10 protein-coding genes are annotated in these 15028 nt (G+C 55.1%); 4 read left to right on the forward strand and 6 right to left on the reverse strand.

Translation table 11 applies throughout. The features are described from left to right. On the forward strand, positions 1–1485 hold the full coding sequence (gppA, locus tag VI01_RS09895; RefSeq protein WP_038643815.1) for a guanosine-5'-triphosphate,3'-diphosphate diphosphatase: 1485 nt from the start codon (positions 1–3) through the stop codon (positions 1483–1485). A gap of 158 nt (positions 1486–1643) precedes the next feature. Here gppA and rep read toward each other — a convergent pair whose 3' ends face one another. Next, entirely contained in the window at positions 1644–3665 is a 2022-nt protein-coding gene (rep, locus tag VI01_RS09900) for a DNA helicase Rep (RefSeq protein ID WP_045815001.1), read from the reverse strand. A gap of 196 nt (positions 3666–3861) precedes the next feature. Between rep and ppiC the strand changes: the two genes are divergently transcribed. Continuing rightward, a complete protein-coding gene (gene ppiC, locus VI01_RS09905; RefSeq protein WP_045815002.1) occupies positions 3862–4143 on the forward strand; it encodes a peptidylprolyl isomerase PpiC in 282 nt (93 codons plus the stop codon). Here the strand turns inward: ppiC and VI01_RS09910 are convergent, their stop codons facing one another. Continuing rightward, positions 4144–6204: an AsmA family protein gene (locus tag VI01_RS09910; protein WP_045815003.1), complete on the reverse strand. Its 2061-nt coding sequence runs from the start codon at positions 6202–6204 to the stop codon at positions 4144–4146. It lies immediately after the preceding gene. 61 nt (positions 6205–6265) lie between these two features. Beyond that, positions 6266–7039: a cyclic-guanylate-specific phosphodiesterase gene (gene pdeH, locus VI01_RS09915; protein ID WP_045815004.1), complete on the reverse strand. Its 774-nt coding sequence runs from the start codon at positions 7037–7039 to the stop codon at positions 6266–6268. A 284-nt stretch (positions 7040–7323) separates the two neighbouring features. On the opposite strand from pdeH, the gene VI01_RS09920 reads away from it, so the two are divergent. Together VI01_RS09920 and VI01_RS09925 are read left to right on the forward strand one after the other, a co-directional pair. After that, positions 7324–8256: a sugar kinase gene (locus VI01_RS09920; protein ID WP_038643819.1), complete on the forward strand. Its 933-nt coding sequence runs from the start codon at positions 7324–7326 to the stop codon at positions 8254–8256. Between the two features lie 422 nt (positions 8257–8678). Further along, the gene (locus VI01_RS09925) at positions 8679–9548 is read left to right on the forward strand and encodes an alpha/beta hydrolase (RefSeq protein WP_045815005.1); all 870 of its coding nucleotides are present in this window, start codon (positions 8679–8681) and stop codon (positions 9546–9548) included. A gap of 195 nt (positions 9549–9743) precedes the next feature. Here the strand turns inward: VI01_RS09925 and VI01_RS09930 are convergent, their stop codons facing one another. From VI01_RS09930 to hmsP, 3 genes are all read right to left on the reverse strand, one after another. Beyond that, a complete protein-coding gene (locus VI01_RS09930) occupies positions 9744–11258 on the reverse strand; it encodes a pitrilysin family protein (RefSeq protein WP_045815006.1) in 1515 nt (504 codons plus the stop codon). Positions 11259–11503: 245 nt separating this feature from the next. Further along, complete coding sequence (locus VI01_RS09935; RefSeq protein ID WP_034827821.1) at positions 11504–12784, reverse strand: dicarboxylate/amino acid:cation symporter; 1281 nt, start codon at positions 12782–12784, stop codon at positions 11504–11506. A 230-nt stretch (positions 12785–13014) separates the two neighbouring features. Continuing rightward, positions 13015–15027: a biofilm formation regulator HmsP gene (gene hmsP / locus VI01_RS09940; RefSeq protein WP_197079584.1), complete on the reverse strand. Its 2013-nt coding sequence runs from the start codon at positions 15025–15027 to the stop codon at positions 13015–13017. Position 15028 lies beyond the last annotated feature (1 nt).

Genomic DNA, 15028 nt, shown 5'->3' on the forward strand with positions numbered 1-15028 from the left:
ATGCTGAGTGCATCGTCACTTTATGCTGCGATTGATTTAGGCTCTAACAGCTTTCATATGTTGGTGGTGCGCGAAGTGTCCGGCAGTATTCAGACCATTGCGCGTATAAAGCGCAAAGTGCGTCTGGCTGCCGGTCTGGACAAAGCCAATCACCTCTCCGCCGAGGCGATGCAGCGTGGCTGGCAATGTCTGAAGCTCTTCTCTGAACAGCTGCAAGATATCCCCCCCGAGCAAATCCGCGTGGTCGCCACGGCTACGCTGCGTATTGCTGAAAATGCCCAGGACTTCCTGACTCACGCTGAAGAAATCCTTGGCTGCCCGGTGAATGTCATCAGCGGCGAGGAAGAAGCACGCCTGATTTATCAAGGTGTTGCTCATACCACTGGGGGTTCCGATCAGCGCCTGGTGGTGGATATCGGCGGCGGCAGCACCGAGCTGGTCACCGGCGAGGGTTCGCACGCGACCACGTTGTTTAGTTTGTCGATGGGTTGCGTCACCTGGCTGGAACGCTACTTTGGCGATCGTCACCTGGCGAAAGAAAATTTCGAGCAGGCTGAATTAGCGGCCCGCGACATGATTCGTCCGGTCGCGGCTGCACTGCGCGAAAAAGGCTGGCAGATCTGCGTCGGCGCTTCAGGCACCGTGCAGGCATTGCAGGAAATTATGGTTGCACAGGGCATGGATGAACGCATCACCCTGAGCAAGCTGCAGCAGCTAAAACAGCGTGCGATTCAGTGCGGCAAGCTGGAAGAGCTGGAAATCGAAGGATTGACACTCGAGCGCGCGCTGGTGTTTCCCAGCGGCCTGTCGATTCTGATCGCTATCTTCCATGAACTTAGCATCGACAGCATGACGCTGGCCGGTGGCGCACTGCGTGAGGGGTTGGTGTACGGCATGCTGCATCTGCCGATTGACCGCGACATTCGCAGCCGCACGTTGCAAAACGTCCAGCGCCGCTTCTCTATCGATGTGGAGCAGGCAAGCCGCGTGCGTCAGCTGGCTGAAAGCTTTTTCCGCCAGGTGAGCACGGCCTGGAAGCTGGATAACCGATGTCGCGATCTGCTACTGAGCGCCTGTTCGATTCACGAAATTGGCCTGAGCGTTGATTTCCGCCAGGCACCGCAGCACGCCGCTTACCTGATTCGCCATCTCGATCTTCCCGGCTTTACGCCTGCACAGAAAAAAATGCTCGCCTGCCTGCTGCAGAATCAGAGTGGCAGTATCGATCTCGCTTTACTGACGCAGCAGAACGCTGTGCCACCACGTATGGCGGAACGCTTAAGTCGTTTACTGCGTCTGGCGCTTATCTTCTCTAGCCGACGTCGTGATGACACGCTGCCTGCGGTACGTTTACAGGCGGATGATGATGCGCTGCACCTGACACTCCCCGCAGGCTGGCTGGACGCGCATCCGCTGCGTGCCGAGTTGCTGGAGCAAGAGAGTCATTACCAGTCTTATGTGCACTGGTTGCTGACTATCTCTTGATCAAACCTGCTGCGCTTGCTGATGCTGCGTTGAAAAGCTCCCGTCAAATGCTCATTTACGGCCTGTACACGCCGCTTTGCCGGGAACTTCTCGCCTTGCCTCCGCTTCGCTCGCCACGGTTCTCGCCAGAGGCCTGGCCTGAACGAACGGCGGGGGATTTACCCCTTCTTCGCATTCTCCAGCATCGCACGTAAACCCGCGACGCGCGTCTGCCCGGTTTTCACCCGCTCCTCGGCGCTGATCACTTTTTTCTCGCGCTCCCACACCACATCATCCTGAGGTAGCTCCATCAGGAAGCGGCTCGGTTCCGGGCGGACCAGTTCGCCATACTGACGACGTTCACGGCACAAGGTAAAGGTCAGCTCTTTTTGCGCGCGGGTAATGCCCACATAGGCCAGACGGCGTTCCTCTTCGATGTTGTTCTCATCAATGCTGCTCTGATGCGGTAACAACCCCTCTTCCATACCGACCAGATAAACATACGGGAACTCCAACCCTTTGGAGGCGTGCAAGGTCATCAGCTGTACCTGATCGCTCTCCTCATCGCTCTCACCGCGTTCCATCATGTCGCGCAGCGTGAAGCGCGTCACCACCTGCGCCAACGTCATCGGCTCATTCAGCTCATCGCCCTCCAGCATCTCCGTCATCCACTGGAACAGCGTGTTGACGTTTTTCATGCGCATCTCGGCGGCTTTGGGGCTAGGCGAGGTCTCAAACAACCAGCTTTCATAATCGACACCGCGAATCAGATCGCGTACCGCATTCACCGGTTCGCGTTCTGTCAGCTGGATAATCTCATTCAGCCATTGAGTAAAACGCTGCAGATGCTCCAGTCCGCGTCCGCTCAGCGTCTGTTCCAGTCCCATATCGAAGCTGGCATTGAACAGACTTTTATTGCGCAGGTTGGCCCATTCACCCAGCTTCTGCAGCGTGGCGGGGCCAATCTCACGGCGCGGAGTATTGACGATACGCAGGAAGGCACTGTCATCTTCCTGATTGGTCAGCACGCGCAGATAGGCCAGCAAATCTTTGATTTCCGGGCGCGAGAAAAACGAGGTGCCGCCAGAAATACGATAGGGGATGCGGTTTTGCATCAGCTGCTTTTCAAAGACGCGCGACTGGTGGTTGCCGCGATAGAGAATCGCATAATCTTTGTAGGCGGTTTTGTTGACGAAGTGGTGGGCAATTAACTCACCGGCCACCCTCTCGGCCTCATGATCTTCATTGTTGGCACTCAGCACCTTCAGCTCGCTGCCCTCGCCCAGCTCGGAGAACAGGCGCTTCTCAAACACATGCGGATTATTGGCAATCAGGATGTTAGCTGACTTCAAAATGCGCTGGGTTGAGCGATAGTTCTGCTCCAGTTTCACCACTTCCAGCGCCGGAAAGTCCTCTTTCAGCAACACCAGGTTTTGCGGTCGCGCGCCACGCCAGGAGTAAATTGACTGGTCATCGTCGCCTACCACGGTGAAACGCGCCCGCGCGCCCACCAGCAGTTTCACCAGCTCATACTGGCTGGTGTTGGTGTCCTGATACTCATCCACCAATAAATAGCGAATACGCTGCTGCCAACGCTCGCGCACTTCCTGATTGCGTTGCAGCAACAGCGTCGGCAGCGCAATCAAATCGTCGAAGTCCAGTACGTTGCAGGATTTCAGATGCTGGTCATACAGCTGATAGCAGTGGGCAAAAATCTGGTCGCGCTGGGATTTGGCCAGGCCAGCCGCACCCTGCGGATCGACCAGATCATTCTTCCAGTTGGAAATGGTGGAAATCAGCTGCTGCAACAGCGTCTTGTCTTCCTCCAGCCACTGTTTCGTGAGGTCTTTCAACAGCGCCAGCTGATCCTGGTCGTCGAACAATGAGAAGCTCGCTTTCATTCCTAACGCTTTGTATTCACGTTTAATGATCTCCAGTCCCAATGTGTGGAAGGTGGATATCATCAGGCCTCGCGCCTCTTTGCGTCCGAGCGTTTGCGCGACACGCTCTTTCATCTCGCGCGAGGCTTTATTGGTGAAGGTGACTGCAGCGATATGGCGCGCCTGATAGCCACATTCGCGGATCAGGTGGGCGATTTTATTGGTGATGACGCGGGTCTTACCCGAGCCTGCACCGGCCAGCACCAGGCAGGGACCGGTGACAAATTCGACAGCACGTTGTTGGCCGGGGTTTAAACGCATAACGGAATATCACTCAACTAATGAAAAGGAGATCCCCTGACGATTTCGCATGGCAGGAATATGGACAGGTGAGCGACTCCCGGAAACTGACTCAATCAGTCACCGTATCAAGCATACGCAGCCAACGCACCTGCAATTTGAAGTAGGACGGGGATATAATGCGCCGAACATTATACATACATACAGAGACACCAACATGGCGAAAACCGCGGCAGCTTTGCACATCCTCGTCAAGGATGAAGCGCAGGCCAAATCCCTGCTGGCCCAGCTGGAAAAGGGCGCAAACTTCCAGCAGCTGGCAAAAAAACACTCCACCTGCCCATCAGGGCGTAACGGTGGCGATCTGGGCGAATTCCGCAAAGGCCAGATGGTGCCCGACTTTGATAAGGCGGTGTTCTCCTGCCCGCTGCTGCAGCCTTACGGGCCGGTGAAAACCGCCTTTGGGTATCACATCATCAAAGTGCTGTGGCGTAACTGATCACTTTTTACTTTTCATCTGCTGCAGCACATTACTGCACTGATTGGCATCAGTATCACTGGGTGAAATCAGTGCCAGCAGTGCTGCGGCCGGTGCCACCACCGCGCCCAGCGCTACTGCGGCGGCGCCACGTGCGATCAGCGGCCCGGCTTTCACTCCGGCATCCGGATTTTTGAACGTGCCACGCACATACAGCGGCGAACGCAAGGTGATGATACGAATGCCTTTGCTCTCTGGATTAATAGATAAATCCAGCCCTTCATTGGCAAAGTTAACGTTGCCGGTGACATTAATCACCGCATTCTCCGTATCCAGTACAAACACTTTCGGCGTGGCGAGCCCCTGACGAATATTGAGGTCGGTGGCGGCACAGTTGATGCGCACCTCATCATCGCCAAACAGTTTGCCGACCACATAGTTACCGACATTCAGGCCGGCAATTTCCATCAGACTACGGCTGATCAATCCATCATTCATCAGCAGTTTCAGTTCACCGTTGCTGGTCCCCAGAATATCCGCTACCGAGTTGCCGGTACCGCTCAGGCTGGCATCGCCGTTTAACTGACCCAGGCTGCGCTGCATCGCCGTGACATTCGGGAACAGTTGACGCAGTTGCAGCTTACGCGCATGCAAATCCGCGCGACCGCGCATCGGGCTTTTATCCCCTTCCAGATGAATGGTGGAGTTGATACTGCCGCCCGCCATGCCGAAGCGCAGCGGATCGAGCAGCAAGTCACCGTTTTTCAACTGCAGATGGGTATAAAGGTCGCTCAGCGGCAGCTTGCTACTGTGTTCGATGCGTTTTCCGCTGAATTTCACATCCGCATCCATCACGTCCCAGCTTTTGGTATCAAACTTGTCATGCGGCAGCACGCGATCGGCCGGTTGAGTCGAAGCGTCACCACGCTGGGCTTTAGCCTGCTGGGTTTTCTCACTGCCCTTGCCCGAATTCACACCAATCAACGGGCCTAAATCCGCCATGCGCAACTGGTTCGAGGTTAATTCTCCGGTCAACGTTGGGCGCGGTTTCACCTGGTGATAAGCCAGCGAACCATGAATATCGCTATCGCCAATATGACCATTGAAGTTTTCGTAGCGGAACAGCGGCCCTTTCTCTTCATTGAAGCGCGCGATCAAATGGCCGTCAGTTTCGTACGGCGGCGTATCAGGCAGCAGCACGCCAGTTAAACCGTACAGATTCGCCAGCGTATCGCCAGCAAAGCGCAGACGCACATCCAGCCCGCCGAGATTTAAAGGATCCTGCAACGTCCCGTCAACGCGCACGCGCGTGGTGCCGTTGCGCACATCCACCTGCAGTGGGAACGGTGTGGTTTTGCTGCGCAACGAGAGCATGCCGCCGATCTTACCGTCGCCAGTCAGTTTCTGATTGTTGTAGGTTCCATCCGCCTGCCAGCCAAAGACAAAATCGCCCGCGCCTTTCTGCTGGTCGTTACCGCCCGCTACCTGCGCGTAAGGCACCGGTTTGCCCAGTGGATTAAGGGTGACGGTTACATCGGCCTTATTAATGGCATCGCGATAACGAATCTGGCCTTTATCGAACAGGATATTATCAAGGCGGAAAGACCAGGCAGAAGGCGGCGCATTGGCATCGCTGTTCTCGCTGCTGGCTAAGTTGAAGGTCCAGTTATTCTTTTTATCCGCCGTCTGCACCAGCCGCGCATCGGGCAGCTGCATTTTAATCCATGGCAGATAAACCTGTTTATGCAGGAGCGCCAGCGGCGCAAGCGTGGCTTCAACGCGCTGCAAATGCACCATGGTGACATCGGGAATATTCGGCGGATTGCCCAGCATAATGTCATCGGCATGCACCTGCGGCCAGGGCACCCAACTGCGCCAACCGGGTTCTTCGCGATTGCGCACCCAGGCAACACCCAGATCGCCACGAATGGCGAACGGCCGGTTTAACTCAGTGGAGACTTTTTGGTTGATGGTTGGCTTCAGGCGGTTCCAGTCAAACGTGGCGATAATCACCACCACCACCACAACCAACAACAATAAAATCCCGAACACCCAACTCAGGACTTTTCCCGTACGTGACATTCTGCTTCCTCCTTGCCCTCAACGTCTCACATAACTGTAGTCGAGACGTTGCGGATCGGGATCAGGGAAGCTCGAGCGCCAGGGATTCCAGCGTGCTGAAGGGAACAGGGCGCGAGAAGAAATAGCCTTGTGCCGCCATGGCAGGCGAATTACGCACCTGCTGCCACTCCTCTTCGGTCTCCACGCCTTCAACAATAACGCCGTTGCAATAGCGATTGATCAACGCCAGCAGCATGGAGAACAGCGAGCGACCTTCATCGGTAGAGCGCAGCAGCATGAACAGTTCGCGCGACAGTTTAATGTAGTCATAGCGCAGCTCAGTCAGCGCAGAGAAGTTTGCCATGCCTGATCCAAAGTCATCGAGCCACAGCGGCCCCAGTTCAGGCATCTTCGCTACCATCTCTTCCTGCGGCAATGCATGGTGCTCCGTGAGTTCAAAACGCACCCAGGGGAGCTGCGTAATCAACTGGCGGATATTGTCATGCTGCTCAATGGATAACAGCGTCGGACCATCAATATTCACCGAGGCCACCAGCTGACGCTGGCTGAAAAAGTGTGACCACTGTAATAACAGCTCAAGCTGTTCCTCGACGACATCAAGGCGCTGCGCGATAGTCAGCGCATCAAAATAGGTTTCGGGCGACAACCTTTTCTCTGGTGCGGAGGGGTGTGTCACCGCAGTCAGTAATTCAATAGCCAGTAAACGGCCGGAGACCTGGTAAATCGGCTGGAAAGTATAGAATCGTTGGCACTGCTGCCAGAAGAAACGCGTTTCCTGTTGTTGCTCCAGTTCAATTGAAATAGGCAGCCGATGACTTAAATTGTTCATCACCATGGTTTTTTCCTGGTAGGTGGTGGGTGCCTGCAAATTGTTTCTCAGCGGCAAGTATCGGCGAGTAACACGATAACTTTATTGGTCTCAGCCACCTCACGAGCAGTTGAGTGTATCAGCGCGTTTCAGGCTTAATCGGCAAAACAAGCGGCGCTTTGTCCGTTAAATCGCCGTAGAGAGAGGGTTCAGGCACCTTAAGTTAAATTAAAACATCGTTTTAAAAACCATTGACAGCTGCCATACCAGACGCGAGACTCGAGGGCAGAATTCACTACAGGCCGAAGACCATGACGCAGAAGAACATTGCCATCATTGGCGAATGCATGATTGAGCTATCCGAAAAAGGTGAGAACATCAAACGTGGCTTTGGCGGTGACACGCTAAACACAGCGGTTTATCTGGCACGCCAGTCAGATAGCCAGCAACTTCGGGTGGACTATGTCACCGCGCTGGGCACCGACAGTTTCAGTGACCAGATGATCGCTGCCTGGCAGCAGGAGCAGGTTCACACCCAGCTCATTCAGCGCCTCGACAATAAAATGCCGGGCCTCTACTTCATTGAAACCGACGAACACGGCGAGCGCACCTTCTGGTATTGGCGCAATGATGCCGCTGCACGCTTCTGGCTGGATGGCCCAGAGTCTGACGCGATTTGCGCCCAGCTGGCCCACTACGATTACCTCTATCTCAGCGGTATAAGCCTGGCGATTCTGCCGGCGACCAGCCGAGAGAAGCTGATGGCACTGCTCAGCACCTGTCGCCAGAACGGTGGCAAGGTCATTTTCGATAACAATTACCGTCCACGTCTGTGGGCAGACAAATCTAGCGCGCAACAGGCTTATGCCGAGATGCTGCATCATACCGATATCGCCTTCCTGACGCTGGATGATGAGCACCTGCTGTGGGGTGAGCAGCCGCTGGATGCAGTGATTGCACGCACGCGCGAAGCCGGTGTGCAGGAGATTGCCATCAAACGCGGTGCCGATTCCTGTTTAGTGGCGATAGGCGATGAGCCGCTGCGTGAAGTGCCCGCCATCAAGCTGGCTAAAGAGAAGGTGATCGACACCACGGCCGCAGGCGACTCTTTCAGCGCCGGTTATCTGGCCGTGCGTTTAGCCGGAGGGAGTGCAGAAGATGCGGCCGCGCGCGGTCATCTCACCGCCAGCACGGTGATCCAACATCGTGGAGCCATTATCCCTTTAAGCGCTATGCCGCAGTAACCCTCCTGACAGCATTTTCCAGCGGCGCTATTTCAGGCACAACGCCTGGCGCCGCGGGATATCTGTTGGCGCCAGGCGTTCACTTTGCCGCTGTTGATTTGATAATCACGACTTACGCAATGCACAGGATAATTTGTCTTAAACCCCGACATTACACTGCGAATTTTGACTAACCTCGCCAGCGATGCATCTTTGGCTCATATCCGCCCACGCCAGTTTAGCAACTCTTATCATATCAATTTAAATTCAATAGATTACGGACAGAAATCGGGCCGCCAGGCATAGTCCGAAACTGCAGAAATGGTGGGTTTTCGGCTGGACGCCAGCGCGAAAACAGACCATGTTTTAATCAATAACAGCAGGACGCTGTTTATCCGGCCGCGAACAAAATAATGACAACACGACTCGCTCAGGACTGATTTATGCACACAGAAATCATTAATATCTGGCCACACGGTGATGCGCCAGGCGCGAGTGATTCGCGCGCTCAGCCGCAAATCGTCGATCTCGCTAAAGAGTACGAACCCTATGACCGCGCCGCGACCGGCGTGCGTTGCCCTGAAATGGCGATCTGGCACCCGGAAACCTCCAACGGCATTACGCTGCTGGTCGCGCCCGGCGGCGGCTATCAGCGAGTGCTGATTGACCGTGAAGGCAGTGCCCTCGCCACGTTCTTCACATCGATGGGTTATACGCTGGCAGTGATGACTTATCGCCTGCCCTACGATGGCCATCACGAAGGCCCCGATGCCCCGCTGGCCGATGCACAACGTGCGGTGCGCGTGTTGCGCGATCGTGCGCAGCGCGGCATGAACGGTAAATATATTGTGATGATGGGCTTCTCAGCGGGTGGGCATGTGGCTGCCAGTCTGGGGACGCGCTTTGGTGAGAAAATTTATCCGGTGCAGGATCAGGCCGACAGCTTCTCGCCGCGCCCGGATGCCATGGTGCTACTCTACCCGGTGATCAGCATGCGCGAGGGTTTGGCACACGAAAGTTCGCGCACTCGCCTGCTCGGCGCATGGCCGGATCAGAGGTTGATTGATGCGTATTCAATGGAAACGCGTGTGCATGCGCAGACACCGCCAACGCTGCTGATTCACGCTACCGATGATGAAGCGGTCTCGGTGAACAACAGCATGGTGTTTTTCAGCGCCCTGCGTGAACACAAGGTGCCGGTGGAAATTCACTTTTATCAGAAAGGCGGCCATGGATTTGGCATTCGCGGCGTCGCCGATCTGCCCCTCGCCAGTTGGCCGATGCTCGTCACCGAATGGCTACGCGCCAAGTGATCTCCTTCATACTTTGAGCTGCAGCTGCGTTGGCTGCGTGGATGCGCCCCAGTCACTTACTGACGTAAGCTCCGGGGGACTTATCCACTTGCCGCCTTGCTGCAACTCAAATTATTTTGGAGATCTCATATGCCACTTGCCATGTGCCATGAATCATAAGACTTGATACCAGGGTCATGAATCATAAGCCCTGTGTCATGACGATGGTTGCGCCGGGTCTGTCGCGCTCGCGCTGCCGTTACTTTCCGGTTTAGCTTCATCAGAAGCCGCCGGTGCTGCAGGAGCATCCGGTACCTTCATCACTTTATCCCAGCCGTCCTGCAGCATCTTCACGTTGGTCTCAGCTTCACCTTGTGGTTGAATCAGCACCATCGTCAGTTCCTGCGTCAGCTGCTGGCGCAATTCCTGATTCAGCTGGTCACGTGTCAACCCACTGAGAAACGCCTGACGCAGCTTTTGATACTGCTCCGGCGCGATATCCACCACCGCGTTCTGCTGCGAGCGTAGACGCTGCCCCATCAAGATATCGGTATCCGTGCGCGCATAGGTGGCGAACAGCTTATTCAGTTCCAGCAGCTTCTGCGCCATCAGCGCATCGAACTCATCCTGCGGTAAACCTTTATCTCGCACTGCCGCCAGTTCTTTCGCCACCTGGTTCATGTTCTGTGCCAGCGATGCGTTCGGGCTGTCCATGTTGATGGAGCACTGCGCACGCTGGTAAAGCACGCGGCAATCAAAGCCCACCTGCACGCTCTGTGCTTTGCTGTTCGCCAGTGCGCGTTGCACATGCCAGAACAGCGCTTCACGCGCCAAATCACTCTGCCAATAGTGCTGTAAGTTTTGCGAGTCACGAATCGGTTGCCACGGCGCATCCCACACCAGCGACAGGCGATCCTGACTCATCCCGCCATTGACCAGGTTGACGGGCTGATGTGGCAAAGGAGACAACGTAGGCAGCGCTGCAGGCGCCACCCGTTTACCCTTCAGCACGGAGAAGGTTTTGTTGATTTGTTCTGCCATGCTGCGGCTGTCAACGTTGCCCACCACATACAGTGTCATGCCATCCGGCGTGTACCACTGCTGATAGAAGCTGTTGAGCTGTGCAATATCGACCGGCGCGCGCGGCTGTTCGCCCGGATCGTGCGCCAGCATCGCGGAACCCTTGAGACGGTAACGCCACCAGACATCCTGGGTATTTGGCGGCCAGGTGGCGATAGGATCGGTCGCGGTCAGCGCGGTTGATACCACCTGCTCATTGATGGTCATTTTCCCTGCGGTTGCCGCCAGCCAGTTCAGCGCTTCTTTCAGCAGCTCCGGGCGGTTGTTAGGCAAGCTCAGGTTGTATTGGGTGTAATCGTACGACGAGATCGCTGGCGGCAACGGGCGTTGCGGATCCATGGCTTGCTGCCACAGTGCACGCTGCTGATTGGTATCCAGCGCGGTGTTGTGCACCATTGCCAGACGCGGTATCAGATGGCTGAAACCGGTTTGCTGAGCGCTCTCCACCAGTGAACCGGTGTTAACAATCAGACGTAATTCAATGCGATCGCTTGGACGTTGTGGCGTGGTGAGTAACTGCCAGCTAAAACCATTGTCCAGTTTGCCTTCCTGCCACGCGGGATCGGGCTGGAGTGTCTCGGCGTGCGCGCCAAAGCCGGATGCCGCAAGGATTAATCCGCCAACCAAAAGTCGAATTCTGGTGCCCTGCATGTGAACCCCTACATAAACAGATCAACGCTCGTTATCGCGACATTTGCGGTCACATCTTTGGTGACCGGCGCGGCGATTAGCCGCCACGTTTAATGAAGAACAGACTCTTTGACCACAGGAAGGTCAGGATGTCGCGCAACGAGGTAAAAAATCGGGAAAAAAATCAATGGGGTTTATTATGCAAATGCCCGCTGTCAGGGCAAGCGACAGCGGGCATTTCTCGGGAAATTAACGCAAATAGGCGATCAGACGCTGGTTTGTGAGGCGTTATTGACCTTTTTCGCTGAAGAAAGCGTCGCTTTCATCTGCTTCTCATCCAGCTGACCGACCCACTTCGCCACGACAACCGTCGCCACACCGTTACCCACCAGGTTGGTCAATGCACGCGCTTCAGACATAAAGCGGTCGATACCCAGAATCAGCGCCAGACCTGCTACCGGTAAATGTCCGACTGCAGACAAGGTGGCCGCCAGCACGATAAAGCCACTGCCGGTCACGCCCGCTGCGCCTTTTGAGGAGAGCAGCAACACCACTAACAACGTGATCTGGTGGAAGATATCCATGTGCGCATTGGTGGCCTGGGCAATGAATACCGCCGCCATGGTCAGGTAAATCGAGGTGCCATCAAGGTTAAAAGAGTAACCCGTTGGAATAACGAGACCCACCACCGATTTCTTACAACCCAGCTTCTCCATCTTGTCGAGCATACGCGGCAGCGCAGATTCAGATGAAGAGGTACCCAGCACGATCAGCAGCTCTTCTTTGATGTAGGCAACAAATTTGAAGATGTTGAAGCCGGCCCAGCGTGCAATCAAACCTAACACCACCACCACAAACAGCACGCAGGTGATGTAGAAGCAGATGATCAGCTGACCGAGCTGCACCAGTGAGCCCACGCCGTATTTACCGATGGTAAACGCCATGGCACCGAAAGCACCGATGGGCGCAAGACGCATAATCATATTGATAACGCCGAAGATCACTTTCGAGAAGCTCTCAATGACGTTGAACATCACGGTACCGGCGTTACCCAGTCGATGCAGGGCAAAACCAAACAGAATTGCGAACAGCAGCACCTGCAGGATATTGCCGCTGGCAAAGGCGCCAATCACGCTACCCGGGATAATATCAAGCAGGAAGGCAACAACACCCTGTTCTTGCGCCTGTTGGGCGTAAACCGCCACGGCTTTGGCATCCAACGTCGCGGGATCAACGTTCATGCCCGCACCCGGCTGCACCACGTTAACCACCACCAGGCCAATAATCAGCGCGATGGTGCTGACAATCTCAAAATAGAGCAGCGCGACTGCGCCAGTCCGTCCAACTGCTTTCATGCTCTCCATGCCGGCAATACCGGTCACCACCGTACAGAAAATCACGGGGGCGATGATCATCTTGATCAGCTTAACGAAACCATCGCCAAGCGGCTTCATTTGCGCGCCTAACTCAGGATAGTAATGGCCCAACAGAACGCCGATGCCGATGGCAACCAGCACCTGAAAGTAGAGGCTTTTGAACAGTTTCATAACAGGTGTCCAGGTATAGACGGAATTCACCGCCGTTATTATGGAGAACGCATGCGGCAAGCCGCCTGGAAGCGAAAAACCTTACCGATTGCGGGAAAATAACACTCCGATAACAGGATTAATATACCCTTACATTCCTTACAAAAGTTACAAAACTCTAACTATGAACTGAAACGCTTCAGCAAACTATCTGACTGCAATTTCGTGAGGAAAATCAATAAACAATGTGATTATTCAGGATGTGACGAGCTGTCAAGCCAGCGTTGGTTGAAGACGTTAAGAGGGAGCGCTTCAGCGTATAAGTAGCCTTGCCCTATCGTAATTCCGCGTGCCAGCAGCCAGTCTCGCTGCTCATCGGTTTCCACGCCTTCAGCAATAACATCCAGATGAATGATGTCCGCAATCGCCGCGACAATACGCACCATGGTGTCATCATCCGGTAGCGCCGCGACAAAACTGCGGTCCATCTTCAGCTTGTTCACCGGCAGCGCTTTAAACTGATGCAGGTAATTGAGATTGGAGTAACCCATGCCAAAATCATCCAGCGCCACGGCCACGCCGGTTTGCTGCAGTGAACGCAGCAGCGAAATCGCTTGCTCGGCATCGCCAATCTGCGCGGTTTCGGTAATTTCCAGCACGAAATTGCCGGGTGCAATACGATGGCGCTCCAGCAAGCCTTGCAAATGGCTCACCATGCTGGGGTCACGCAACTGAACTGCCGATATATTGACGCTCAGCGGAATATTGATGCCGAGATTCTGCCACGCGGCAAGGATGCGGCAGGCTTCTTCAAACACCCAGCGCCCAATCGCGGAAATCACCCCAATCTCTTCCGCGCTGGCGATAAACTCTTCTGACAAACCATAGCTGCCATCCGGCATACGCATACGCAATAGCGCTTCCGCGCCCGCCAGCTCACCGGTTTGCATATTGATTTGCGGCTGCAGATAAAGTGCAAATTGACCATCCTGCAACCCCTGCAGGATATCGTGCTCCTGCGTCAGGCGTTTTTGCGCCCGCTCAGTCAGCGCCGGATCAAAGAACAGAATCTGGTTTTTGCCCTGATGACGCGCCGACATCATTGCCGAGGTCGCGCGGTCGAGTTGCTCGCTGGCACTGACGACACTGTCATCATGCAGCGCCAGGCCAATACTGGCGTTTGGACGCAGCTGAAGTTGATGCAGGTTCACCGGCTGGTTAATGCGAATCATCAGGTTGCGCGCCAGACGCATGGCGCGGAACGGGTTGTGCGCGCGCTTCATCAGCAGCGCGAAATCGCTCGGCCCGGTTTGTGCCAGTAACGTGTGATCGTCAACGGTGCTGCGAATTTTCTCTACCAGCGTCAGCATCAGCGTATCGCGCTGCTCATCACTCAGTACGCCGTTGGCTTCCTGCAGTGTTTCGATACGGATCACCATCAATCCCCATGGCTGACGGCTATGGCGATGGCTGGCGTGCTGATCCAGTAACGCAAGGAACAGGGCACGGTTGGGCAGGTCGGTCACAGCAAAATGGGTGGTCATGCGACTCATTTCATCATGAATCGACTCCAGTACCTGCTGATTGCGGTTGTAACTGCGAATTAGCATACCGATTTCATCGTCGCGATGATTATTCGGCAAATCGAGCTTGTGCGTGAGGATGGCCTGCGGTGGCAACTCCTGCAAATCACGCGACAGATTACGTAACGGGTGAACAATCAAGCGATTGATACACCAGCTAATCGACACCGAGAGGATCAGCGCCAGCAGCAAATAGGTGGTGATCATCGTCGATAACGTGCTCAGCAGAAACTGATAAACGCGCGACGAGTCAGCCTGCAGCACCAGATAGGCAATCGGTTTGGGCAGCCCGGTGCGTTCAACTGAATAGAGCGGTAGGGTAATTTGCACCGGCAGCTCAAACAGACGCGCCACAAAACGCGGCACCGGTTTTTCCGGCACAAAATCGGCGTGCAGCGCCTGAAACGCATTCGGCAATACCACATCGGCACGAGACAGGATGCCCGCCGGTTTCAGTGTATTAAGGATGCGTTCGGCTTGCGGAATATCGCCTTTCAGAACGGCTTCTGACAGCGGTTGGCGCACCGTGTGCGCGATATTTTCCATCTGCTGGGCGTAGTCAATCCTGCGCTGCTGCACAAAGTGGAATAACTGGATGACGATAAAAATGCTGATGGTCACCATTGCCACAGCGGACACCGTTGCCATCTGTTTTATCGTTAACGAGCGACTAACGCGCAAC

The organism is Pantoea sp. SM3 (assembly GCF_000963995.1).
GTDB classification, from domain to species: domain Bacteria; phylum Pseudomonadota; class Gammaproteobacteria; order Enterobacterales; family Enterobacteriaceae; genus Pantoea; species Pantoea rwandensis_B.

Coding starts and splice junctions, on each gene's coding strand:
- gppA (WP_038643815.1), top strand. CDS start 1: ATGCTGAGTGCATCGTCACTTTATGCTGCGATTGATTTAGGCTCTAAC.
- rep (WP_045815001.1), bottom strand. CDS start 3,665: ATGCGTTTAAACCCCGGCCAACAACGTGCTGTCGAATTTGTCACCGGT.
- ppiC (WP_045815002.1), top strand. CDS start 3,862: ATGGCGAAAACCGCGGCAGCTTTGCACATCCTCGTCAAGGATGAAGCG.
- VI01_RS09910 (WP_045815003.1), bottom strand. CDS start 6,204: ATGTCACGTACGGGAAAAGTCCTGAGTTGGGTGTTCGGGATTTTATTG.
- pdeH (WP_045815004.1), bottom strand. CDS start 7,039: ATGGTGATGAACAATTTAAGTCATCGGCTGCCTATTTCAATTGAACTG.
- VI01_RS09920 (WP_038643819.1), top strand. CDS start 7,324: ATGACGCAGAAGAACATTGCCATCATTGGCGAATGCATGATTGAGCTA.
- VI01_RS09925 (WP_045815005.1), top strand. CDS start 8,679: ATGCACACAGAAATCATTAATATCTGGCCACACGGTGATGCGCCAGGC.
- VI01_RS09930 (WP_045815006.1), bottom strand. CDS start 11,258: ATGCAGGGCACCAGAATTCGACTTTTGGTTGGCGGATTAATCCTTGCG.
- VI01_RS09935 (WP_034827821.1), bottom strand. CDS start 12,784: ATGAAACTGTTCAAAAGCCTCTACTTTCAGGTGCTGGTTGCCATCGGC.